The organism is Streptomyces sp. NPDC020490, assembly GCF_044335305.1.
GTDB lineage: Bacteria > Actinomycetota > Actinomycetes > Streptomycetales > Streptomycetaceae > Streptomyces.
Genome location: NZ_JBIRUY010000044.1, coordinates 37,439 through 60,445, shown reverse-complemented (window position 1 = coordinate 60,445; position 23,007 = coordinate 37,439). Strand labels below are relative to the sequence as shown.

The window sequence follows — 23,007 nt, the reverse complement described above, 5'->3', positions numbered from 1 at the left end:
ACACCTGTGACATGTGTGGTGTTTCGGCGCCAGGACCGCAGCTGCGGGGCGCGGGCGAGCGTGTGGGCGAACGCCGTCCGCGACCGCTGGGCTCCGGTGGAGAACATCTGCCCTGGGCGGCAGATGCGTAGGTCGACGGCGTCACCCCTGCGGGGGGCCGGCACGCACGACGCCGGCCGAGCGGGCACCCGGAACCCGACGACGCACGCTCACCTGCCCGGCGGCGCCGCACTGGTGTGACATGTCCCTGCTATGACAGGCGCTGCCGGTGACGTTGCACCGGGACAGCGCACCGGAGCCGGCGGCGTGGGCAAGGCGCCGCTCAGCTCCGAGTCGCGTTGTGAGCATGTGTTCTCCCCCGTTGTCGGCGGCCGGTACCCGCACGGTAGACAGCCGCTCTTGCAGATGACTGGAAAGAACGGGAGACGGTTCCCAGTCGTTTCCAAGACGGCCGTCGGCTGCCCCGACGGCGGCCCGCCTGGGGCCCGGGCCGGTACGGACGCCGGCAGGCACCCGGTCAAGCGCTGAGGCTCGTCCTCCGGCTGACCGCAGCGGTCACGGAGCCAAAAGGCCCGAGCACGCTCCCGGGCGGCCCCGCAGGCCGCCTGACCAGGTGAAAGGTGCCAGAAGGCCAGTTCTCCCGGTTGCCCCGCAGGAACGTTCGCAGGGCCCGGCCGGACTCCTCCGCCTTGCCTAAGTGGACGACGGTCCCCTATCGTCCATGCCGCAGCGTAGCGGGATATCGCCCAGCATGGTCACTCTGGGCGGCCCGAGAGGCACAGCGACGCAGGGTCTGGGCAACCCTGTCCTCGTACGGCTCAGCCGTGATGTCTCCGGCGACTTCAATCGACAGGCACGCTTGCGACCACAACCAGTGGGCTTCTTTCACCAATTTCACGCTTGAAGCATTCGTTCGGGGGAGGCGATATGCAGAGCGGCATCGGCGCCGCATACGCAGGACTGATTCACCCACCCGGGTCCTCGCGTTAGGAAATTGCTCCGCGGGCGCGCCGTCGGCGGGCAGAGCGGAACCCGATCTGGTACGTGTCCACTTGGGACACCCGCACAGAACTCTGCGGAAGAAGATGATCCCACACGCCTTCAGTTCATCCACCGATCAGCAGACCAGGCTCCAAAACACTTTACTGATCGACGAAGCGACGCCCCTTGCGGGCCGTGAACTCGAACTCGACAAGGCCTGCCGGGTGCTCGGCGCCACCAACCGACCGGCCGGGGTCCTCCTGACGGGGGTCACGGGGATCGGCAAGTCCCGGCTGGCGGACGAGATCGTCTCGCTGCACGGACAGGATGCCGTGGACGTCGATCCCGCGCTGCAGGAGGTGCTGCGCACTCCTGAGGCGGCCGTCTTCCTCGAGAAGACGATCGCCCGGGCCGTCCGCCTGCGCCTTCTGCTCCGTGTCGACAACGCTCACCTGCTCGATCCGGCCGCGGTGCCGGTGCTCCTTCAGGCCGTGTGCCGTCAGCACGTCCGGCTGCTCGCGGAGATCAACGTGGACGCCGGGGGCACGGGAGCCGGTGACGCCCTGTGCCGCAGTCCTTACCTGCACACCATCCATGTAGGACCGCTCGACGCCTCCACGGCACGGCGGTTGGCCGGCTATTTCTCCGGGCAACGGATTTCGCAGCAGCGTGCGGCGCGGCTCGCCGACCTGTCCGCCGGAAACCCTTCGGTGCTTCGAGAAATCATCCGTGCCCTCCAGAACGAGCGTCCTGCTTCCATTTTCGGTGACTCCAGAGTGGTGATTCCTGAGTCGGTCGTACTCAGAAAGCTCGCGGACTCGCGCCTCGCGGTACTCGAAACGGCACCGAGGGAAGCTCTCGAGCTCATCGCCCTGGCGGAACCGGCACGGCTCTCGGCCGTCGAAAAGCTCGTCGACCCGGACGTTCTCGTGTCGCTCGAGGACAGACGGCTCATCACCACGCACGTGGGTGACGCACAGGCTCACATCACTGTCGCGGATCCGTTGCTCGGCCACGTGCTGCGTCAGGAGACAGGCCCGCTGCGCCGGAAGCAGCTGCTCGCTTCCTGGAAGACGGCACTGCCGGAGAGCGAGAGACAGCCGGACGAATACGTGCGGATCGTCAGCTGGGAGCAGCAGAGCGGGCAGACCCCGTCGGAAGGCCGGCTGCTCCAGGCGTGCAAGTATGCGCTCAGCCGCCACGACCTGCCGGCCGCCGCACACCTGGCACGGGTCGCCTGGCGCACTTACCGGTCGGCGAACGCCGCCGACCTGTACGGCCAGGCACTCCTGGCCAGCGCGTCGCTCGACGAACTGCACAAGCTGTGTCTCGAGGCGGTCGAGAAGGACGACGTCGAGGTCGGGCGGGCGCTCCAGCCGTGGCAGGCTCGCGCCTGGATCCTGGGCTGCGACTACGCCCAGGCCGAGGCGGCCATCGACGAGATGCAGGGGCCGGCGAAGGAACTGCTGGCGGGCATGTCGGACTATTTCCAGGGGCGCTACCTGGACTGCCTGCACCGCTGTTCTCCGCTGCTGACCACCGCCGGTCCCGCCACGCGCGTCGAGGCCGCGGTGCTCGCCATGTCCGCTCTGTGCCATCTGGGGCGACCGCTGGACGCCCTGGCGCTGTACGAGGACGCCGCACGCGCGCTGCGGAGCGACGACGACGTGTGGGCACCGCACGTGGACTCCCTGGAAGAGCTGCGGGCCGGCGCACTGCACCTGTCAGGGGATCTGCGCGGCGCCCAGGACATACTCGAACGGGAATACGGCGACGCCGCGCGCAGGATGTCCTTCCGCACGGACACCCAGAGGGGTCTCGCGCTCGGCTTCACGCTCTATGAGCGAGGACTGGTGCGCAGGGCCCTCGCCCACTTCGTCCTCTCCCCCGCCTACCAGGTGGGGTGGGAACAGTGGCACGCGCGTGCCGGCATCTACGCCGAACTGGCGTCCAACTGCCTCCCGGACAGCCAGCGGAAGGCTCCTTACGTCCGGCTCGACACCCTGCCGACCGGGCACTACACGCATCTCGCCATCGTGCGCGCACACCGCGCCATGTCCCGCGGAGACCAGGCCACGGCTCTGGCGCTGCTGCAGGACGCGATACGTGATGCCCAGGCGCAGGGGGCCGGCACCGACGTGGCGATCACCGTGCACGAGATGGCGCGCATCGGCCTGGCTTCGGACACGCGCGCACAGTGGTCCGTCGCCGTGCAAGGGCCGTATCTGCAGGCTCGCTTGCAGTACGCGCAGGCGCTGGCCACCGGCGATCACGCGTTGATGAAGTCCGTCGCGCGCTCCTTCGCCGCGGCCGGCGCGGAACTCTACGCGGCGGAAGCGTACGCCGAGATCAGCCGCATGCGCCGAAGGACCGGGGACAGCGGTGCCGCTGCCGCCGCGGTGGCGGCGGCCCGGGCCCATCTCAGCGCCTGCGACCCGGTGCAGACCCCCGCGCTGCGCTTCCTGGACCAGCCGGCGTCCCTGTCGACCAGGGAGCGGACCATCGCCGGCCTCGCGGCCGAGGGGCTGTCGGACAAGGAGATCGCGGAACAGCTCGTCCTGTCGCCGCGGACCGTGAGCAACACCCTCTACCGCGTCTACCAGAAGCTCGGCATACCCGGGCGCCGTCACCTCCGGCAACTGCTGGAGGCCTCGCTCTGCTAGAGAAGGGCGAGCGCAGCGATCACGTCGACAAGCCCTGCCCGGTCTCCGGGCAGGGCTTGTCGACGCTCTCCGCGGGCTCACCGCGCCGGCGGGACGGTGTCCGCCGTGGGGCGCGGGGCGGTTGTGGGAACGGCCGGGCGGACGAGGGCCCAGCGCGGGCTCGCGGTCAGCGCGCTCACCGGGTCATGACTCAAGGTCATGACTCAGGCCGGTACCAGGGGTTCCCGGTACCGGCCTGCGCGCCAGGGGCCGGCGGATCAGCTCCGCCGGCCCCTGGACGTCATCCGCCGCGTGAGGCCGTCAGGCCCTCGCCGACTCGCTCGGCGCGGTGGCCGGCTCCTGCTGGGCGGCGCCGGACTTGCCGCGCATGAAGGCGGCGGTGAGCAGCCCGCCGACGGCGGCGACCGCGGCAGCGCCGAGGAAGGCGGCGCTGAACCCGTTGGTGAGGGCAGCGGGGTCGCCGGTCCGGTCCGCTCCCTTGGAGGTGGCCAGTGCCGTCAGGGCCGCCAGGCCGAGAGCGGAACCCACCTGATAGGTGGTGTTGACGATGCCGGAGGCGAGACCGGCCTGCTCCTGCGGGGCGCCGGACATGGCCGACATCATGAGCGGGATGTAGGCCAGGGACATGCCGGTCGCGGCGACGAGCGACGCGGGCAGGACGTCGACCGCGAAGGTTCCGGTCGGTTCCGCGGCCGACAGCCAGACCAGGCCCGCGGCCAGGACGAACAGGCCGCCGACGATGAGCGGCTTGGGGCCGAACCGGCCCAGCAGCCGGGCGGTGATGAGGGTCATGAAGATCATCAGCAGCCCGGTCATGGGCAGCAGCGCGGCGCCGGACGCGAAGGCCCCGAATCCGAGGACCTGCTGGAGGTAGAGGTTGAGGAAGTACCACATCGGGATCCAGGCGGCTCCCATCAGGGTCATTCCCACGTTCGAGATGCCCAGCCCGGGGACGCGCCAGATACCCAGCGGCATGAGGGGGGTGCGGACCGTCTTCTGGATGATGAGGAAGCCGGCCAGCAGGACGGCCGCGCCGAGGAGCCCCAGGACGGTCTGGGTGTCGCCCCAGCCGACCTCGGGGGCGCGGACGGTGGCGAAGACCGCCAGTGCCAGGCCGCCGGTGACCGCCACCGCGCCGAGCAGGTCGACCGAGCCGCGGTTGCCGGCCACGGCGGGCAGCAGTCCGGTGGCGGCCAGGGTGGCGACGCCGATGGGGATGTAGATGATGAACACCCAGGGCCAGCTCGCCCACTCGGTGAAGACGCCGCCGAGGAAGACACCGGCCGTACCGCCCGCCGGTGCCGCGGCGCCGTAGAGCGCGAGCGCCTTGCCCAGCTCCTTGGGGTCGTGCCCGAAGAGCATCATCAGCAGCGTCATCGAGGCGGGCGCGATGAGCGCGCCGCCGACGCCCTGGACGGCACGGCCCGCGATCTCCACCCAGGCCGTCGTGGCGGCCGCGGCCACCACCGAGCCGGCGGTGAGGACCACCCAGCCGCTGACGAAGACGCGCCGCGCTCCCAGCAGGTCCGACAGTCGGCCTCCCAGCAGCAGCAGCCCGCCGAAGGCGACGACGTAGGCGTTGAACACCCACTGCAGATCGCCCTGGGAGAAGTCCAGGTCACGCTGCATTTCGGGGAGCGCCACACCGATGATCGAAGTGTCCATGATGACCATGAACTGAGCGGCTGCGAGCACCACGAGGGCCCACCAGCGCCGCGGATTGACGGTTGACATTGCTCTGCCTTCCACTGAGTTGCATACCCCTGGGGGGTATCTAGCTGGCGACAATATATACCCCCCAGGGGTACCTCCGTAAAGGGGTGCCGCGCCGATCGTGCCGGGCGGTCCGCGCGGAGGCGCAGCGCCCCGGAGTCTCCGGCCCCCGCCGACGGTCAGTGCTGGTGACCGTCGTCCTCGTGCCCGCCGGCGGAGTCACCGGACGGAGCCGTCCGCGGCTCGGCAGGCGTACCGACCCGGACGGTGAAGGCCGCGGTGCGCACGGTGTCGCCGTGCTTGAAGTCGAAGAAGAGCCGGTAGGTGCCGGCGCTGGGTGCGGTGGTGCTGAAGGAGACGTCGGGGCCGGACTTCGTGGCGCCGTCCCCGGGCTCGCCGTCGGGGTGGACGTGCAGGTACGCCAGGTCTCCGGAGCGCAGCGCGACGAGGTGCCCGTAGGCGCCGAGGTACGGCTGGAGGTCGGTGACCTGCCGGCCGCCGCGGTCGACGGTGAGCGTGAGACGGCTTTCCGCGCCGGCCCGCAGGTCGCCCTTCAGCCTCACGGTGTAGCCGTCGACGGTGGCGGTGGACGACGCTTCGGGCACCTCGGCCGGCCGGTAGGCGCCGGAGACGGCCAGGTCGGCGCCGAGGGTGAGCCCCTTGGACCGGTTCGCGGGCTTGAAGTCGGCGAACACCCGGTAGCCGCCCGCCACGGGAAGGTCGACGGGGGTGCTCCACGTGCCGTCGGCGGCACGACGGGGGTGCAGATGCCGGTAGGTTCCCAGGTCGCGGGAAGCGACGATGAGGTGGAGTTCCTTGCCGTGCGCCCGCTCATAGGCGGTGACCGGCCGGCCCTTCGCGTCGCGGACGACGAAGCGGAGATCACCGTTCCGGCCGGCTGCCAGGCGCGGGCTTCGCAGATCGAGACTGTAGCCGCCATCGGCGACCTGCAGGCCACCGGGCACGACTGAGGCTTCGGCCTCGCCGTGGCCCGCATGGCCGCCGTGCCCTCCGCCGCGCTCCGGCGCCTTGCTCTCGGAGTGGGCGGAGTGGGCGGGGTGCGCGGCCGTGTCGTCGGCCATCGGGGCGACGGCACCGCCGATCCCGTACGCGGTTCCGAAGACCGCCGCCGACGCGGCGGCGAAGCCGCCGAGCTTCCACAGGACGTTCATTCACAGGCTCCTAGAGAGGGATCGGCAAGGGTTTGATACCCCTAGGGGGTACCAGTACCTGCCGCGGGTTGCTCAACATACGGGGAGGGGGTATACGATGCCAGCATAATGCATACCCCCCCAGGGTATGGATCGACCCGAAAGGAATGTGCCATGGGTTCCTGCTGTACTTCCGACGGCAGCTGCTCCACCAGCGCCGCTTCCACCGTTGCCGTCGAGGGCACCGCGGTCGCGACGGTCTACAAGGTGTCCGGCATGACGTGCGGCCACTGCGAGACCACCCTCACCCGCGAGATCGGGGTGCTCGACGGCGTGGTCGGGGTGGAGGTGGACATCAAGGCGGGCCTCGTCACGGTCACCACCTCGACCGAGCCCGACGACCAGAAGCTGGCGGCCGTCGTCGACGAAGCCGGCTACGAGCTGACCGGCCGGGCGGCCTGACACCTGGCCGTCCGGCCGGTGTGACCGCCGGCCGGACGGCCGGGCGGAGAGCGCCGATCCGCTCTCACCCGCTGGACCTCGCCCGGGTCCAGCGGGCCTGGCGCCCCCTCAACTTTCCTCCAGGAGGAGTGATGACCACCTCGGTTTCCGACAACGCCGAGATCGAACTCGCCATCGGCGGAATGACCTGCGCCTCCTGTGCGGCGCGCATCGAGAAGAAGCTCAACCGCATGGACGGGGTCACCGCCACCGTCAACTACGCGACCGAGAAGGCCAAGGTCGTCTACTCGGCCGAGGTGACCGTGCCGGACCTGATCGCCACCGTGGAGGCCGTCGGCTACACCGCGAAGGAGCCCGCTCCCCCGCGCGATTCCGGCGCACCGCGGGACGGCGAGGGTTCCGAGGACGCCGCCGAGACGGACGCACTGCGTCCGCTGCGGCAGCGGTTGACCACCGCCGTCGTGCTCGCCGTCCCGGTGATCGCCCTGGCCATGGTCCCGGCCTGGCAGTTCGAGTACTGGCAGTGGTTGTCGCTCACCCTGGCCGCGCCCGTGGTCACGTACGCGGCCTGGCCCTTCCACCGCGCGGCCTGGACCAATCTCCGGCACGGCGCCGCCACCATGGACACGCTGATCTCGGTGGGCACGGCGGCGGCGTTCCTGTGGTCGTTGTGGGCGCTGTTCTTCGGCACCGCCGGTACCCCGGGCATGACCCATGCCTTCGAACTGACCATCGCCCGCACCGACGGCTCGGGGAACATCTATCTCGAGGCCGCCGCCGGGGTGACCGCGTTCATCCTGGCGGGCCGGTACTTCGAGGCCCGGTCCAAGCGCAAGGCGGGCGCCGCGCTGCGGGCACTGATGGAGCTGGGCGCCAAGGACGTCACGGTCCTGCGCGACGGGCGCGAGGAACGCGTACCGATCAGCGAACTGCAGGTCCACGACCGTTTCCTGGTCCGGCCGGGTGAGAAGATCGCCACCGACGGCACGGTCGTCGAGGGCGCCTCGGCCGTGGACGCCTCGATGCTCACGGGCGAGTCCGTGCCGGTCGAGGTGGGGATCGGCGACGCGGTCACCGGAGCCACCGTCAACGTCGGCGGACGCCTGGTCGTCGAGGCCTCCCGCGTCGGCGCCGACACCCAACTCGCCCGCATGGCGCGCCTGGTCGAGGACGCGCAGAACGGCAAGGCGGCCGCGCAGCGGCTCGCGGACCGGATCTCCGCCGTCTTCGTTCCGGTCGTCATCAGCCTGGCGGTGGGGACTCTCGGCTTCTGGCTCGGCAACGGCGCCGAGCTGTCCGCCGCCTTCACCGCGGCGGTGGCCGTACTGATCATCGCCTGCCCCTGCGCCCTGGGCCTGGCCACCCCCACCGCACTCATGGTGGGCACCGGCCGGGGCGCCCAGCTGGGCATCCTCATCAAGGGACCGGAGGTGCTGGAGAGCACCCGCAAGATCGACACGATCGTCCTGGACAAGACCGGCACGGTCACCACGGGCCGTATGACCCTGCTGGGTGTGCACACCGTCGAGGGCACCGACGAGGCCGACGTCCTGCGGCTGGCGGGCGCGCTGGAGCACGCCTCGGAACACCCCATCGCCCAGGCGGTCGCGACCGGCGCCGCGGAGCGGGTCGGCACGCTGCCGACGCCCGAGGACTTCGCCAACGTTCCCGGGCTCGGAGTCCAGGGTGTCGTCGAGGGGCACGCGGTCCTGGTGGGACGCGAGAGGCTTCTCGACGAGTGGGCCCTGGTGATGCCGGTCGAGCTGGCGCGCGCCAAGGCAGCCGCCGAGGCAGCGGGCCGCACTGCCATCGCCGTCGCGTGGGACGGCGAGGCCCGGGCGGTGCTGGAAGTGGCCGACGCGGTCAAGGACAGCAGCGCACAGGCCATCACCCGGCTGCGGGCACTCGGCCTCAAGCCGGTGCTGCTCACCGGCGACAACCGGGCGGTCGCCGACGCGGTCGCCGCGGAAGTCGGCATCGACGAGGTGATCGCCGAGGTCATGCCCGAGGACAAGGTCAGCGTCGTCAAGCGGCTTCAGGCCGACGGCCTTTCGGTCGCGATGGTCGGTGACGGGGTCAACGACGCGGCCGCGCTGGCGCAGGCCGACCTGGGCCTCGCCATGGGCACGGGCACCGACGCGGCCATCGAGGCCGGTGACCTCACCCTGGTCCGGGGCGACCTGCGCGCCGCGGCCGACGCGATCCGGCTCTCCCGCAAGACGCTCGGCACCATCAGGTCGAACCTGTTCTGGGCCTTCGCCTACAACGTGGCGGCGCTGCCCCTGGCGGCGGCCGGGCTGCTCAACCCGATGATCGCCGGAGCGGCGATGGCGTTCTCCTCCGTCTTCGTCGTGGGCAACTCATTGCGGCTGCGCGGTTTCAAGGCGCTCGGCTGAAACGGCCTTCCAGCGGGGGCGGCCCACCGGGGGCCGCCCCCGCACACGCCTTCCAGATCAGCGCCTGCAACCCCGTTTCCAGCCGCTTCCCAGTGGGCGTGCGTAGATTTCCGGCCAACGGCGGTCGAGCCGGCGTCCCGGTGAAAGAGGGCGCCGCAGCTGAGCCGCGGGGCGTTGCCGCGGGCCGCTGTCGAGTGTGTCTGTCCTGCGTCGGCGGCCTGACCGCCAAGGGCCAAAAGGGGGTTTGTCATGCGCGTATCGCGTGTTCCCGCTGTCACGGCGGCGGTGTTGGGGCTTGTACTGCTGACCGGGTGCCAAGGGGATGATCTCAAGGGCTCGAAGCCCGCGAAGTCCCCCGCCGCGTCCGCGAGCACCGTGGACCCGACCACCGCTCCCGCCCGGCCCAGTGCGACGGACTCCGCCAAAGCCTCCGCCTCCGCCCCGCCTTCCGCCTCGGCTTCGGGCCCGGCCAGGCAGGTGATCGACGCGTCGATGGCGGGCGGTCTGTCCAAGGTGTCGGGCAGGAACCCGGCACGTGACGTCGACCCGGGCGAGATGCGCGACGGCATGAACCTGGTGTCGGCCGCGTACTCCGACTGGGGGAGCGACGACGCCGTTCTGGTCGTCGCGGTCGATCATGTGCCCGAGGCCACCACCAAGCGCCGTGAACACCTGTGGCGCGGGATGCTGGAACACATCAAGTGGGACTTCGATCAGGGTGTGCCCGAGGCGCAGCCGGTCAGCGATCCCGGACCGCTCGGCGGCTCGGTGGAGTGCATGCCGGCGTCGCTCGCCGAGAACGGGAACGTCATCTGCGGCTGGGCGGACGCGACGACCGCGGGGGTGGCTCTGTTCCCGAACAGCACCGTGATGTCGGCGTCCATGGAGTTCATGACCATGCGTGTCGATCTGGAGAAGTAGGTCAGAACGTCCTGGCCGCCTGCCTGGCCGACGCCGCGGCAGCGCGGCGGTCCTCGATGCCGCCGGGCGCGGTCGGGTGGGTACGGAAGTGGACGGCCGTGACGTCGTCGATGCCGGTCCAGCGCAGCCAGTCGTCGAAGAAGGCGGTCTGGAAGTCGTTGCCGAAGGCATCGTCGCGGCCAGGGCCGTAGCCGGCGCTGGTGTACACCACGGCGGCCTTCTTCCCTCTCAGCAGGCCGGTGCACCCGCGTTCGGGGTGGATCTCGAAGACCAGGCCCGGCTGGGAGATCACGTCGATGAACTGTTTGAGAATGTAGGGAATGCCGCCGTTCCACATCGGAACGCTGAATACATACCGGTCGTAGCTGTCGAAACGGTCGAACGTCTCGCGCAGGGCCGCCCAGGCACGGGCCGGCGCGCCCTGCGGCCGGGAGCCGGCGAGGAGCGCCATGTGGGCCGCGGTCGCGGTCGGGCCGAAGGACGGAAGCGTGCCGTCCCAGAGGTTGAAGAGGTCCACGTCCGCATCGGGGTGAGCCTCCCGGTAGCTGTCCGTGAAGACGTCGGCCAGGAACCGGGACTGGGACGCCGTCCCGCGCGGGGAAGCCGCGATGTGCAGGAGTCTGTGCATGGTGGTCTCCTTCACGGCCAGTACCCGGGTGCCCCGAGGTGAAGGTGCCGGCCGCGGGTGCGGCGGTGCCGTCGCGGACCTGGTGTCGGTACGGCTGACGGCGCCTGCTGTGCTGGGTCAGGCCGTGACGCCGACGGTGGCCCAGTGGTGGACCGACCCGGCCTCTGCCCGGGTGCCGTGTCCGGCGGACAGCGCGTCGATGATGACCCTGCCGCGGCCGTGTTCGGCGGGGGTTCCGGTGGCGGCCCTCGCCCCCTCGGACGCGGCGGGACCCGCGTCGCTGACGTCGATGTGCACACCGCCGTCGGCGCCCATCCGCCTCAGCCGCAGAGCCACGGGCGGCAGAGCGTGCTCGACGGCGTTGGTGACGAGTTCGGAGATGATCAGCAGGATGTCGTCCGTCTGCTCCTGCGGCAGACCCCACGACGCCAGCAGGATCCGGGCTTCTCTCCGGGCGGACGCGGCGGCGGTCACGTCGTGGGCCAGCCGCAGGGTGTAGGACCTTGTGGGGGCTGCCAGGACGCGCCGGGTCGGCGCGTCGGCCAGGCGGGTGGTGGAACACATCAGAATCACCGATCCGGTAGCTTCCCGGGGACATCGACGGCTCCGATGCTGGCCGATCGGCCTGTCGGGTCCCTGTCCGGGCACTGTCCCGGCGCGTGCCGCGAAATCCCGGGACGTCACGGATGCCTGTGCGTCAGCCGGGTCGGTCAGGACCGGCGTCCCGTGTGCGGAAGCCCGCGCGGGAGGGCATGGCCGGCGGACGGGCGGGATCCTCGGCGAGGCCGGCGGCGTACGCGGCGCGGTAGTGGTCGTCGCCGATCAGGGCGCGGGCGCGGTCGGTGCCCCGTTCGATGTCCTGCCATTCGAGGGACGACGCCGGGCAACGGTGCTCCTCGCGCCAACGCGCGGCGGCCCCCAGCAGGTTCGCCGCCCTCGTGCCGTCGCCGCATGCCGCCGTGGCGCAGGCGAGGCCCTCCATGGCGCCCGCCACCGCGGCGGCGCACCCGGCCGGGGCGGCGACGTGCCAGGCGCGAAGATGACAGGACTCCGCGGTGTCCAGGCGGCCGGAGAGCTCGGCGACGAAGCCCAGGCCGGTGAGGGCGGCGGCGGTCCAGTCGGGCTTGTCCTGGCCTTCGAGGAGTTCCAGGACCCGGGTGTAGTGGGCCTGGGCGACGTCGAGGTCCTCGCGCTGGCGGGCGAGATGCGCCTGGCCCATGGCCGCCAGGGGGTTGCCGTCGGCACCGAGCTCCCGGGCCACGGCGTGGGACTGCTCGAAGCACTGCTCGGCGCCGGGCAGGTCCGCGAACGCCAGTTTGATCAGGCCGGCGTTGGCCAGCGCGTACTGCACGGTGTTGGCCATGCCCGTCTTCCTTCCCTCGGCCAGGGCGCCCGCGTAGGCGTCCAGTGCCGCGTGCGGGCGGCCCGCTCGGTGCAGGGCGAGTCCCAGGTGGTACTGAATGGCCGACGTGCCCCAGTGGTCGCCGAGTCGTGTGAAGACCGACAGGGCGCGTTCGGCGTACTCCGTCGCGGTGTCGAAGGTGCCCAGGGTGAACCGCAGCTCCATCTCCACGAAGAGCGTCAGGGCTCGTCCCCACTCGTCGCCCCGGCGTGCGAACTCCTCGACGGCCTGCGGCAGCATGGCCAGGCATTCCCGGGTGCCGTTGCCGGTGATGCCCTCCACCGCCAGGAGGGTGCGGGAGTAGGCCGCCCGGTGCGTGTCGCCCGTCTCCTCGAACAGCCGGAGGCTGGCGCGTGCGGCGGCGGCGCACCGCTGGTCGGGGTGTACGACGCAGGCGCCGGGCCGTCCCGCGAGCGACTGGGCCTGAAGGGCGCGCCCCCGCGCGGAGGGGGATCCGCCCTCCGCGGCCGCCAGCATCCGCTCGACCTCACGGCCCCCGCCGATGTGGCTGGCGAAGTACCAGAACCAGCCGAGGGCGGCGACCAGGCGCAGGCCGCGGTCGGGGTCGGAGCCGGCGTGGGCGTGGCACCAGGTGAGCGCGGCCCTGATGTTGTCGCGCTCCTGCTTGAGCCAGCCCAGCCACTGTCCCTGGCGGGAGCCGCGGAGTTCGGGCTCGCCGCGCTCGGCCAGGCCGGTGAAGTACCGCGCGTGCGCATCGGCGAAACGTTCCTCCTCGCCCGCCTCCCGCAGTCGCCGGGCCCCGTACTCGCGCAGGGTCTCCAGCAGCCGGAACCGCGCCCGGCCCGCGTGTCCGGCCACCACCATGGAGCGGTCGACCAGGTGGCCGAGAAGGTCGAGGATGTCCCCGCGTTCCAGGTCGCCGTCGGCGCACAGCGTCTCCGCCGCGTCCAGACCGCAGCCGCCCCGGAACACCGACAGCCGCCTGAACAGGATCTGCTCGGGCTCGGTGAGCAGGCGGTAGCTCCAGTCGATGGTGGCCCGGAGGGTCTGCTGGCGGGCCTCGGCGGTACGGGTCGTGGCGGTGAGGAGGGCGAAGCGATCGTCCAGGCGGGAGGAGATCTCCTGGACGGGAAGGGTCTTGATCCGGGCGGCGGCCAGTTCCACCGCGAGGGGAATGCCGTCGAGACTGCGGCAGATCCGCGCCACCGCCGGGCTGCTGTCCCCGTCCAGGGCGAACTCCGGCAGGGCGCTGCGGGCCCGGTCGAGGAACAGCCGCACCGCGTCGTAGGCGGTCAGGTCCGCCGGCTCCGCCGACCGGGGTGGCACGCTGAGGGGAGTCAGGGCGTACTGGGTTTCCCCGGCGACTCCCAGCGGCTCCCGGCTGGTGGCGAGGATCCTCAGATCGGGGCAGCAGGCCAGCAGCCGTTCGGCCAGGACGGCACAGGGAGCGGCCAGGTGTTCGCAGTTGTCCAGGAGCAGCAGCACCTGGCGTCCGCGCAGACAGGCGATCAGCCGGTCCTCGTCCGCCTCCGCGGCGGCCGGGACGCCCAGGGCGTCGGCCACGGCGCGCGCAAGGAGCGCGGGTTCGCCGACCGGTGCGAGCTTGACCAGGCACGCCCCGTCGCCGGTGCTCCCTCGGCGCGCGGCCTCGATCGCCAGGCTCGTCTTGCCCACCCCTCCCGGGCCGGTGAGCGTCACCAGGCGCTGCCGGGCCAGCAGGCCGAGGAGCTGCTCGGTCTCGGCGGTCCTGCCGACGAACGAGGTCAGCCGGGTGGGCAGGCCGGTGTGTGCGGCGGGCCGGGGACCGGCCGCACCCCCGAGCCGGGGGTCCTGCCGGAGGATGTCCTCCTGCAGCCGGCGCAGTTCCGGCGAGGGCTCGAGGCCGAGTTCGCTGTCCAGGATCCGGCGAGCCCGCTGGTAGGCCGCCAGTGCCTCGGCCTGCCGGCCCGAGTGGTACAGGGCCAGCATCAGCTGACCGTGCAGGCGCTCCCGCAAGGGGTGCTGCTGCACCAGCGTCTCCAGGTCACCGGCCACTTCGGTGTACCGGCCCGCGGCCAGAAGCAGCTCGGCGCGCTCCTCGATCGCCGACAGACGCGCTTCTTCCAGCCGGGCGGCCTCCGGCTGCGCCCATCCCTCGTCGACGAATCCGGTCAGCGCCGGACCCCGCCACAGGTCGAGTGCCTGCTGGTAGCGGCGCAGGGCGTCGTCGGGTGCCTGCCCGGCGAGGCGCCGGGCCTCGGCGACCAGGCTCGTGAAGCGCACCGCGTCGACCTGGTCCGGGTCGACCTGGGCCAGGTACCCGGGCGCGCGTGTGGTGATCAGGCCGGCCGGCAGTCCCTGGGCCGCCAGGGCCCGCCGCAGCTTCGACACACGCAGTTGCAGGGCGTTGCCCGGGTCGGCCGGCAGGTTGTCTCCCCACAGTGCGTCGATGAGCGACCCGGCGGGGACCACATGGCCGGCGTCCAGCGCCAGCCGCACGAGCAGCGACTGCTCCGCACGGGCGGGCAGGGTGCAGGGCCGGCCGTCGGAGACCACCTCGAGCGGTCCCAGGAGGCGGATGTCCACGCCCGGACCTCCTCCCTCACCTGACCGGGTGCGCCGTTGGGGGTACGCACGTCTCCATGGTGCACCGGCCCCGGCACGGCAGACCCGGCCGAGCGGTGTGCCCGACACACACAGGACCGCGCGCCTCGCCGCTCCCGGGGCAGGTGTGCAGGCCTCGGCACGGCCGCGGCGTACCACTCCCGCCGTCCGGCGGCGGGGCTTGAGTAGCGAGTACTCGTGCGGCGGCCCACGGGCGGTCGGCAGCCTGGTGGATGCCTCCGCCGGCTTCCCCGCTCCCGGGCCGGCCCTGCCCTCGCCCCCTTCATACCGCCCGGACGGGCAAGCCCCGCCCGCTGGAGGTCCACGGGACGGAGGGGCATCCGACGCCCAACGGCCGTCATCACCACCGGGTGCGACGGGAAGGCGGTCCCTCGCCTGCCGGCCGCGGTGGGACCACCGGCGCGGCCCGGCCCAGCCCGGCCGACAGTCCGACGACGCCGTTACGGCGTCCCTGTCGGCTTGTCCGCCGCCGAAACGAGTATGGATTACTCATGATCGGACGTTCGGTAACGCGTTGGATGAGCATGGCCTGTGAATGGTGGCCAGGCATCCGCAGCTGTGGCCGCGCGTGGTCGCCGCGGCCCTGACATCGTAGTGCGCGGCGCCGCCGTCGACGAGCGGGGGCCGGCCGGCACTGCCGCCCGCAGCGGGGGCGTTACACGGTGAAGGGGCGGTACCGAATGACCGGTCGGGATGAGCACACTTTGGCCAGCGCTGACGGGCGCGCCGTGGGTGACGGGCGCTACGTCCTGCAAAGCCTTCTCGGAGAAGGCGGCATGGCCACGGTGTATCTCGGTCACGACACCGTCCTCGACCGGCCGGTGGCTGTCAAGCTGCTCCGCTCGGACCTGGCGGGACAGCAGGCGTTCCGGCTGCGGTTCATCAGAGAGGCCAAGGCGGTCGCCAGCCTCAACCACACCAACATCGTCTCGGTGTTCGACTCGGGCGAGCACTCGGGCCAGGGTGCGGCCGAGCCGTACATCGTCATGGAGTACGTCGAGGGCTGTTCGCTGCGGGAACTCCTCGACCAGCATGTGGCCGAGAGCGGGGCGATGCCCGTACCGCTGGCCCTGCAGATCACGAGTGAGGTCCTGGCCGCCCTCTCGGAGAGCCACGCGAGAGGGCTGATCCACCGGGACATCAAGCCGGCCAACGTGATGATCACCCGGCGCAACGTGGTGAAGGTGATGGACTTCGGGATCGCCCGGGCGATGGAGAGCGGGCTCGGCTCCATGACGCAGACCGGGATGGTCGTCGGGACTCCTCAGTACCTCTCCCCCGAGCAGGCCATGGGCCGTCAGGTGGACGAGCGCTCCGACCTGTACTCGGTCGGCTGCATGCTCTTCGAGATGGTCACCGGCCGGTTGCCGTTCGACGGCGACGCGCCGCTCACCATCGCCTACCAGCATGTGCAGGCACCCGCGCCGGTGCCTTCCCAGGTCAACGCGTCCGTGCCCGCGTCCGTCGACCGGCTGATCGCCACAGCGCTGGCCAAGGACCCCGCGCAGCGGCACCAGTCCGCCGACGCCATGCGCGAGGCGGTCCAGGCACTGCTCGCGGAGATCGGGCCGGCCGGATCCCCTGCCCCCGCCCGACCGGCGGATTCCGCCGGGCAGCCCGGCGTCGGGCAGGGCAACGACTTCTTCGGTCCCCCGCCGGCGGTGGGGGCTCCTTACATGCCCACCTTCGCGGCGTCCGCGTACCCCTCGCAAGGAGCCGCCGCGCCGGCTGCCGGCGGTCCGGCGCCGATGGCCATGCACCACAACCCCTATCAGGGGACGCCCCCCGGTGGGCTCGTTCCGCAGGCCCCGCAGCGCCCCTCGTCGCCGCCGCGCCGCAAGGCGGTGGTGTGGGGGGCGTCGGTCACCGCCGTGCTCGTGCTCGGCGGGCTGACGGTGCTGACGCTGGGCAACGGGGAGAAGGGCAACAATCCGGAAGACGTCGGCCCGGACAAGAGTGCTTCGCAACCCGCGGCGTCGACATCGGCGTCCCCCTCGCACGGCGATGTGGTGATGGGTGACACCTCGCTCACGATGCCGGTGAAGGACTGCACCAAACCCAAGGTCTCGCAGGACGGGAAGATCTCGGTGCCGTGGTTCAAGCTGCACCACATCGACTCGGTGCGCGCCTGCGCCGAGGCCGGCGGGTGGAAGCTCACGGAGAAGACGAAGGACGAAGCCCTGTGGGGGAAGGGAATCGTCGTCGACCAGTCGCCGATCGGCGCCCAGGTCGACCCGGACCTCAAAGTGGTGACCGTCTGGGTGTCGACGGGTGTCTCATAGCGGCGTTCCGCGTCACACGTATGCCGGCCTCGCACGCAGGGGTGTGCCCACCCCTCACCGTTCCGCCTCGTTCACATTCGGCAGGCGGGGACCGGGATCGTCGGCGTCATGGAGTACCGGTTGCTCATCACTCACCACCCCTCCTCATGTTCCAATCGACGGGTGGTGAGTGTGTCGTTCATCCCCGGAGCGACATCTCGCCGCCGTGGGCTATTCCGCATGCGGGATAGCCCACCTCACTTCTTCTCGTCGGTGTGAAGGGCCTCGTCACCGGCTACCGGGCGCTGAGGGCTCTCGCGCGGGACGCGCTTCGGGCGCCGGATCAGCGGGGGCCCGGCCACTGCCGCGCCGGCTCGCGCGGGCGGGCCGGCCGAGGACGACGCCGGCCAGGACCAGCGCCAGCCCGCACGACTGCTGGACGGTCAGCGCCTCCCCGGCGACGGCGACGCCCAGCAGCACGCCGGTCACCGGATTGAGCAGGCCGATCAGCCCCACGGTTCCCGCGGGCAGGTGCCGCAGTCCCGTGAACCAGGCGGCGAACGCCAGCGCGGTGGCGACGAGAGCGACGTAGCCGAAGGCGAGCAACCCGGACGTGGACAGCGCGGGCGGGGCCCCCTCCACGGCTGCGGCGACCGGGAGGAGGAAGAGGCCTCCGGCGGTCAGCTGCCAGGAGGTCGAGGCCAGCACGTCGACATCGGCGTTCCACCGCTTGGTCAGTATGTGGCCGAACGACGACACCAGCATGGCGGCCACCGCCGCGAGAACACCCGGCACACTCACCCGGGAGGCCCCCGTGAGCAGCATGAGACACACGCCGACGAGCCCGATCGCGGCGCCGGCCAGATGAGCGGTCCTCGGACGCTCGGACATCAGCAGCCACGCCACGAGCATCATCGTCAGCGGGGACACCGCCATCACCGTCGAGGCGACGCTCGTGGGAAGGAGTTGGGAGGCGGCGTAGACGAGGACGAAGAAGACACTCACGTTGAGTGTCCCCAGCACGGCGGATCGCCACCACCACGCACCCCGGGGCCGTTGCCGGCACAGGACCAGCAGGAAAAGGCCGGCCGGCAGCGCTCGCACGGCGGCGCCGTAGAGGGGGCGGTCCGCGGGGAGGAACTCGTGCGTGACGTAGTAGTTGGCTCCCCAGGCGACCGGTGCGATCGCGGTCAGTGCGACCCAGCGCACATTAGCTTCCATGGAAGGCATTCTACTTCCATGGAAGCTATAATGTCTTCCATGGAAGACAGTGAGCTGGACCGAGTGGCCCGCATCCAGGCCGACTGGCGCCGCGAACGACCCGACCTCGACGTCTCCCCCCAGGGCGTGATCGGCCGGCTTCACCGGCTGGCCGACCAGCTCACCGGGGAACTCCGCCTCGTCTACGCCCGCTACGGCCTCAGCGAAGGGGAGTTCGACGTCCTGTGCGCGCTGCGCCGCGCCGGTGAGCCCTACCAACGAGCGCCCGGCGAACTCGCCGCGCACACCATGGTCACCACCGGCGCCATGACGAAGAGGATCGACCGTCTGGAGCGAGCCGGACTCGTCACCCGCCGCCGGTCCGAGGACGACCAGCGGGGGCGGATCGTCGCCCTCACCACCCCCGGGCGCGAACTGATCGACCAGGCGTTCACCGAGCACATGCGCAACGAACGCCGTCTGCTGGACGCGCTGACACCGGCCGAGGCGGCGGCACTCGAAACACTGCTCACCACCTGGCTGTCCCGCATGGATCACCCACGCGCCGCCGACAGCGACTGACCCGCGACCCCGGCCTCACCCGGCCACGTCGCTCATTGACCTTGGGAGACCACATGGAAGCATTCGTCATCGGCGCCACGGGATACATAGGCGGCGCCGTCGTGGATCATCTGCTCGAGCGGGGCCACGACGTGGTGGGCCTGGCCAGGTCCACGGCATCCGCGCAGACCCTGGAGGCGGCCGGGGTGAAGGTTCAGCCGGGCGAGGTCGGCCGCCCTGCGGAGTGGGTGGCACGGGCGCTCCAGGCCGACGCCGTCGTGTTCGCGTGGCTGGACCCCGTTCCGGACAGGTTCCGGGAGGCGGACACCGCCGCGGTCCGTTCGGTCCTCCAGGCGATGCGGGGCACGGACAAGGCCTTCCTGTACGTGACCGGCTCACTCGGCACCGGGAACACCGGGCCCGAGGTGGAAGTCGACGAGTCGACCCCCGACGATCCGCCCGCGTTCCTTTCCTGGCGGTCGGCGCTGGAGGGGGAGATCCGGCGGGCCGCCGACTCGGGGGTCCGCAGCGCCGTGGTCCGCGCGCCCATGGTGTACGGGCGCACGAGCGGCTTCGTCGCGACCTCGCTGCTGGCCGACTACAACAGCAGTGGCCGGGTGCACTACGTCGGCGACGGGGACAACCTGCTCGCCTTCGTGCACGTGGACGATCTCGCCGCCCTGTGTGTCAGTGCGCTCGAACGCGCCCCCGCCGGCTCTCTCTATCTGGCGGGCAACGGAGAGAGCATGTCCTACCGGGATTTCTCCGTCATGGCGAGCCGTGCGCTCGGCGGCGGGGAAGCAGCCTCCCTGCCGGTCGACGTGGCGTCCCAGGCGCTGGGTCCCTTCGCCGAGGCGCTGACCTACTCCCAGCGGCTGTCCAACGCGGCGGCACGCGAACAGCTGGACTGGAGTCCGAAGATGCACGACGTCGCGGAGGAACTGAGACTGCTGAAGCAGCGGCTCGTCTGACGCCGTAGCCCCGCGCGGCATCCGGACACACCCAGGCGCACGCCGGGCCGGTGTGTGACATACCCCTGGGGGGCACACCTTGCCATGGCGATCGCGATCGCCGTGGCGAGGGCGCGGCGGGCGGTGACGAGGAGTGCCCGCGCCGGTGGGGTGACGGCCCCCGACCGCCGTCACCCCGGTCGTTTCCGGCGGCGGTCAGGACCGCCGGGCCGCGGTCAGCCCGAGGCCGCCGCCAGCGCTTCCAGCACGCGCGCGGTGTCGTCCTCGGTGGTGCGCCAGTTGCTGAACGCGGCCCGCAGTCCGGGCACCCCGCCGTACACCGTCGGCGTCACGTACGCCTCCCCGGACTCGGCGACCGCCTGCGCCAGCGCGCTCACCCGTTCCGTGGTCGGGTCCTCGGCGAGCGTGAAGCAGACGACGTTGAGCCGGACCGGCGCCAGCAGGCGCAGACCGGGCAGGGCGTCGACGCCCTCGCCGAGACGCCGGGCCAGGGCCACGTTCCGCTCGACGATCTCCCGGTGCCCGGCCTGCCCGTAGGCCATGAGCGAGAACCACGCCGGCAGGGCGCGCAGCCGTCGCGAGTTCTCGGGGGTCAGATGCAGGAAGTCCGGCTCGCCGACGGGCATCCCGAGGTACGGCGAGGCGTTGTGGAACACCGCCACCTGAAGGTCGCGGCGCCGGGTGAACTGCACGGCCGCGTCGTAGGGGACGTTGAGCCACTTGTGCAGGTCGACGCAGACGGAGTCGGCCGCGTCGAGGCCGTCGACCAGCGACGCGTACTCGGGGGACAGCGCGGCGAAGCCGCCGAACGCGGCGTCCACGTGCAGCCAGAAGTCGTAGCGCTCCTTCAGAGCGGCGATCGCGCGCAGATCGTCGAAGTCGACGGTGTTCACGGTGCCCGCGTTCGCGACGACGATCGCCGGCCGGCCGTCCCGCTCGGCCAGCGCCTCCTCCAGCGCGCGCACGTCCACGGCCTCCCGGTTGCCGGACAGCAGCGGCACCTGGCGCAGCCGGTCCCGGCCGATGCCCAGCACCGACATCGCCTTGGTGATGCTGGAGTGCGGGCTGCCGGAGAGGACGTCGACCGGACCCAGCGCCGCCGCACCGGCCCGGGAGACGTCCACGCCCAGCCGCTCGCCGAGCCACTCCCGGCCGACTGCCAGGCCGATCGTGTTGGACACGGTCGCGCCCGTCACGAACGCTCCGCTGTGCGCCTCGCTCAGCCCGAACAGCTCGCGCAGCCAGCCGACCGTCTCCCGCTCCAGCTCCTGCGCCCACGAACCGCCGGCGCCGGAGATGTTCTGGTCGAGAGCCGCGGTCAGCCAGTCACCGGCGACCGACGCGGGGGTCGCGCCTCCGGTGACGAAGCCCAGGTAGCGGGGGCCCGCCGAGCCGGAGAAGCCCGGCGCCCATCGCTCGGCGAACCGCGTGAGGGCGGTGGCGCCTCCTACGCCCTCGGCGGGCAGCGGAGCACGTTCGGGAGCCCGGCCGGACACGGCGACCGGCCGCTCGGCGAGCCCCGCCACCTCACGGGCGGCGTAGTCGCGGGCGGACTGCAGGAGTTCGGAGAGCCGGGAGAGATCATCGGCGAGTGCGGGGTGCATGCCCGCAGCGTAGAACGCGGAGGCAGCCGGATGTCTGGTCCACTCGAGGAGAACTGGACCAGACATACTGGCCGTGTGGACACTGGATTCGTCGCCGCGCTCGGCGACTGGCACATCCGGTCGGGCCCGCTCTCCCGCACCCTGGCGGCGGCGGTACGCGAGGCCGTGATCGACGGCCGGCTCCCGGTCGGCACCCGGCTGCCGTCCGAGCGGGAACTGGCCCGCACCCTCGGGGTCAGCCGCGGCACGGTGGTCTCCGCGCTGGCCGTGCTGCGCGACGACGGCTGGCTGCACACCCGGCACGGCAGCGGCAGCACCGTACGGCTGCCTCCCCGGCTCACGGAGCGCACCAGCCCCTGGTCCCTGGACCGGGGCGGCGCCGCCGACGCCGATCTCGACCTCACCCTCGCCGTCACCGCCGCACCGCACGACGCCTACCTCACCGCCCTCGCCCGCGCCACCGAACGCAGCGCGCCGCTGCTCGTCGACTCCGGCGTCGCCACCTGCGGGCTGCCCCTGCTGCGGGAGCTCCTCGCCGACCGCTACACCCGCGCCGGCCTCGCCACCCGGCCCGAGCAGATCCTCGTCACCTCCGGCGCCCAGGCCGCCCTCACCCTGCTCCTGGACCACCTCCACACCGACCGCCGACGCCCCGCCGTGGTGGAGAACCCCGCCTACCCAGGCGCCCTCGCCCTCCTGCACGCCCGTCGCGTCCGCCTGCTGCCGGTGCCCGTCTCGGCCACGGACGGCTGGGACACCGAGCGCCTCACCGCGGCCGTCCGCCAGCACCACCCCCAACTGGCCTATGTGGTACCCGACTTCCACAACCCCACCGGCGCCCACATGGACGCGCGGACCCGGCGGGCGGTCGCCGGGCTCGGCGACCGCCACGGACTGACCGTCCTCGCCGACGAGACGATGCGCGACCTGGACCTGAGGACCCCGCCCGGCACCGAACCGCACCTCGCCGGCGCGCGGGTGATCCAGATCGGCTCCGCGAGCAAGACCCTGTGGACGGGTCTGCGGGTCGGCTGGATCAGGGCGACCACGGACCTCGTACGGCAGCTGCGGCGCAATCCGCTCCAGGCGCAGCTGGCTCCACCGCCGCTGGAACAGCTCATCGCCGCCGAACTCCTCGGCGACCCGCTCCCGGACCTCCTCGCGAACCGGCGCGACCAGCTGCGCGACCAGCGCGACCATCTGGCCGCGCTGCTGGCCGGCACCGAGTGGAGCTACACCGTCCCGGGCGGCGGGCTGAGCCTGTGGCTGCACCTGGGGGACGGCACACGGGCGACGGACCTCGCGGCCAAGGCCGCCGCGCGCGGACTCGCGGTGACCCCCGGACCGCGCTTCGCCGCCGACCGCACCACCCTCACCCGCCATCTGCGCCTGCCGTTCACGGCGACACCGCGGACGCTGACGCGGGCGGTGGAGGTGCTGCGGGAGTGCTGGCGGGCCGGGGCGCCGGCGCGCCGTTGAGCGGTGCGGCGGGGCCGGGAGGGATCCGGGAACCGCCGCCTCCGGACGT

Annotated in this window: 15 protein-coding genes; 8 read left to right on the top strand and 7 right to left on the bottom strand. The window is 71.9% G+C overall.

Translation table 11 applies throughout. The features are described from left to right. The first annotated feature begins 827 nt into the window (after positions 1 to 827). Positions 828 to 3,644: a LuxR C-terminal-related transcriptional regulator gene (locus tag ACH4ZX_RS34450; RefSeq protein WP_398281694.1), complete on the top strand. Its 2,817-nt coding sequence runs from the start codon at positions 828 to 830 to the stop codon at positions 3,642 to 3,644. A 300-nt stretch (positions 3,645 to 3,944) separates the two neighbouring features. On the opposite strand, the gene ACH4ZX_RS34445 is transcribed toward ACH4ZX_RS34450, so the two are convergent. Both ACH4ZX_RS34445 and ACH4ZX_RS34440 read right to left on the bottom strand, forming a co-directional pair. Further along, on the bottom strand, positions 3,945 to 5,378 hold the full coding sequence (locus ACH4ZX_RS34445) for an MFS transporter (RefSeq protein ID WP_398281658.1): 1,434 nt from the start codon (positions 5,376 to 5,378) through the stop codon (positions 3,945 to 3,947). A 158-nt stretch (positions 5,379 to 5,536) separates the two neighbouring features. Beyond that, entirely contained in the window at positions 5,537 to 6,529 is a 993-nt protein-coding gene (locus ACH4ZX_RS34440; protein WP_398281655.1) for a hypothetical protein, read from the bottom strand. A gap of 153 nt (positions 6,530 to 6,682) precedes the next feature. On the opposite strand from ACH4ZX_RS34440, the gene ACH4ZX_RS34435 reads away from it, so the two are divergent. From ACH4ZX_RS34435 to ACH4ZX_RS34425, 3 genes are all read left to right on the top strand, one after another. Further along, positions 6,683 to 6,970: a heavy-metal-associated domain-containing protein gene (locus tag ACH4ZX_RS34435; protein WP_398281652.1), complete on the top strand. Its 288-nt coding sequence runs from the start codon at positions 6,683 to 6,685 to the stop codon at positions 6,968 to 6,970. A 131-nt stretch (positions 6,971 to 7,101) separates the two neighbouring features. Continuing rightward, entirely contained in the window at positions 7,102 to 9,366 is a 2,265-nt protein-coding gene (locus ACH4ZX_RS34430) for a heavy metal translocating P-type ATPase (RefSeq protein WP_398281650.1), read from the top strand. A 249-nt stretch (positions 9,367 to 9,615) separates the two neighbouring features. Next, positions 9,616 to 10,287, top strand: coding sequence for a hypothetical protein (locus ACH4ZX_RS34425; protein ID WP_398281647.1), 672 nt, complete (start codon positions 9,616 to 9,618; stop codon positions 10,285 to 10,287). A 1-nt stretch (position 10,288) separates the two neighbouring features. Here ACH4ZX_RS34425 and ACH4ZX_RS34420 read toward each other — a convergent pair whose 3' ends face one another. The 3 genes from ACH4ZX_RS34420 to ACH4ZX_RS34410 form a co-directional block, all read right to left on the bottom strand. Continuing rightward, positions 10,289 to 10,915 (bottom strand): FMN-dependent NADH-azoreductase, encoded by a 627-nt coding sequence (locus ACH4ZX_RS34420; RefSeq protein WP_398281644.1) that lies wholly within the window; start codon positions 10,913 to 10,915, stop codon positions 10,289 to 10,291. Positions 10,916 to 11,032: 117 nt separating this feature from the next. Next, positions 11,033 to 11,479 (bottom strand): ATP-binding protein, encoded by a 447-nt coding sequence (locus tag ACH4ZX_RS34415; protein ID WP_398281641.1) that lies wholly within the window; start codon positions 11,477 to 11,479, stop codon positions 11,033 to 11,035. A 133-nt stretch (positions 11,480 to 11,612) separates the two neighbouring features. Beyond that, on the bottom strand, positions 11,613 to 14,843 hold the full coding sequence (locus ACH4ZX_RS34410) for a BTAD domain-containing putative transcriptional regulator (protein ID WP_398281638.1): 3,231 nt from the start codon (positions 14,841 to 14,843) through the stop codon (positions 11,613 to 11,615). A 719-nt stretch (positions 14,844 to 15,562) separates the two neighbouring features. Here ACH4ZX_RS34410 and ACH4ZX_RS34405 point away from each other — a divergent pair. Beyond that, positions 15,563 to 17,164, top strand: a complete 1,602-nt coding sequence (locus ACH4ZX_RS34405; RefSeq protein WP_398281635.1) for a protein kinase — start codon at positions 15,563 to 15,565, stop codon at positions 17,162 to 17,164. Positions 17,165 to 17,431: 267 nt separating this feature from the next. Here ACH4ZX_RS34405 and ACH4ZX_RS34400 read toward each other — a convergent pair whose 3' ends face one another. Continuing rightward, on the bottom strand, positions 17,432 to 18,364 hold the full coding sequence (locus ACH4ZX_RS34400) for an EamA family transporter (RefSeq protein WP_398281632.1): 933 nt from the start codon (positions 18,362 to 18,364) through the stop codon (positions 17,432 to 17,434). Positions 18,365 to 18,403: 39 nt separating this feature from the next. Between ACH4ZX_RS34400 and ACH4ZX_RS34395 the strand changes: the two genes are divergently transcribed. Together ACH4ZX_RS34395 and ACH4ZX_RS34390 are read left to right on the top strand one after the other, a co-directional pair. Beyond that, entirely contained in the window at positions 18,404 to 18,925 is a 522-nt protein-coding gene (locus ACH4ZX_RS34395) for a MarR family winged helix-turn-helix transcriptional regulator (protein WP_398281629.1), read from the top strand. A 53-nt stretch (positions 18,926 to 18,978) separates the two neighbouring features. Next, positions 18,979 to 19,875 (top strand): NAD-dependent epimerase/dehydratase family protein, encoded by an 897-nt coding sequence (locus ACH4ZX_RS34390; RefSeq protein WP_398281626.1) that lies wholly within the window; start codon positions 18,979 to 18,981, stop codon positions 19,873 to 19,875. A gap of 215 nt (positions 19,876 to 20,090) precedes the next feature. Here the strand turns inward: ACH4ZX_RS34390 and ACH4ZX_RS34385 are convergent, their stop codons facing one another. Further along, positions 20,091 to 21,479, bottom strand: a complete 1,389-nt coding sequence (locus ACH4ZX_RS34385; protein ID WP_398281623.1) for a pyridoxal phosphate-dependent decarboxylase family protein — start codon at positions 21,477 to 21,479, stop codon at positions 20,091 to 20,093. Positions 21,480 to 21,554: 75 nt separating this feature from the next. Between ACH4ZX_RS34385 and ACH4ZX_RS34380 the strand changes: the two genes are divergently transcribed. Continuing rightward, positions 21,555 to 22,958 carry a PLP-dependent aminotransferase family protein gene (locus ACH4ZX_RS34380; protein ID WP_398281620.1) on the top strand — a complete coding sequence of 468 codons (1,404 nt, stop codon included), beginning with the start codon at positions 21,555 to 21,557 and terminating at the stop codon, positions 22,956 to 22,958. Positions 22,959 to 23,007 lie beyond the last annotated feature (49 nt).

Excerpts from the sequence above, each read along its gene's own strand:
- ACH4ZX_RS34450 (WP_398281694.1), top strand. The coding sequence starts at position 828 with ATGTCTCCGGCGACTTCAATCGACAGGCACGCTTGCGACCACAACCAG.
- ACH4ZX_RS34445 (WP_398281658.1), bottom strand. The coding sequence starts at position 5,378 with ATGTCAACCGTCAATCCGCGGCGCTGGTGGGCCCTCGTGGTGCTCGCA.
- ACH4ZX_RS34440 (WP_398281655.1), bottom strand. The coding sequence starts at position 6,529 with ATGAACGTCCTGTGGAAGCTCGGCGGCTTCGCCGCCGCGTCGGCGGCG.
- ACH4ZX_RS34435 (WP_398281652.1), top strand. The coding sequence starts at position 6,683 with ATGGGTTCCTGCTGTACTTCCGACGGCAGCTGCTCCACCAGCGCCGCT.
- ACH4ZX_RS34430 (WP_398281650.1), top strand. The coding sequence starts at position 7,102 with ATGACCACCTCGGTTTCCGACAACGCCGAGATCGAACTCGCCATCGGC.
- ACH4ZX_RS34425 (WP_398281647.1), top strand. The coding sequence starts at position 9,616 with ATGCGCGTATCGCGTGTTCCCGCTGTCACGGCGGCGGTGTTGGGGCTT.
- ACH4ZX_RS34420 (WP_398281644.1), bottom strand. The coding sequence starts at position 10,915 with ATGCACAGACTCCTGCACATCGCGGCTTCCCCGCGCGGGACGGCGTCC.
- ACH4ZX_RS34415 (WP_398281641.1), bottom strand. The coding sequence starts at position 11,479 with ATGTGTTCCACCACCCGCCTGGCCGACGCGCCGACCCGGCGCGTCCTG.
- ACH4ZX_RS34405 (WP_398281635.1), top strand. The coding sequence starts at position 15,563 with ATGACCGGTCGGGATGAGCACACTTTGGCCAGCGCTGACGGGCGCGCC.
- ACH4ZX_RS34400 (WP_398281632.1), bottom strand. The coding sequence starts at position 18,364 with ATGGAAGCTAATGTGCGCTGGGTCGCACTGACCGCGATCGCACCGGTC.
- ACH4ZX_RS34395 (WP_398281629.1), top strand. The coding sequence starts at position 18,404 with ATGGAAGACAGTGAGCTGGACCGAGTGGCCCGCATCCAGGCCGACTGG.
- ACH4ZX_RS34390 (WP_398281626.1), top strand. The coding sequence starts at position 18,979 with ATGGAAGCATTCGTCATCGGCGCCACGGGATACATAGGCGGCGCCGTC.
- ACH4ZX_RS34385 (WP_398281623.1), bottom strand. The coding sequence starts at position 21,479 with ATGCACCCCGCACTCGCCGATGATCTCTCCCGGCTCTCCGAACTCCTG.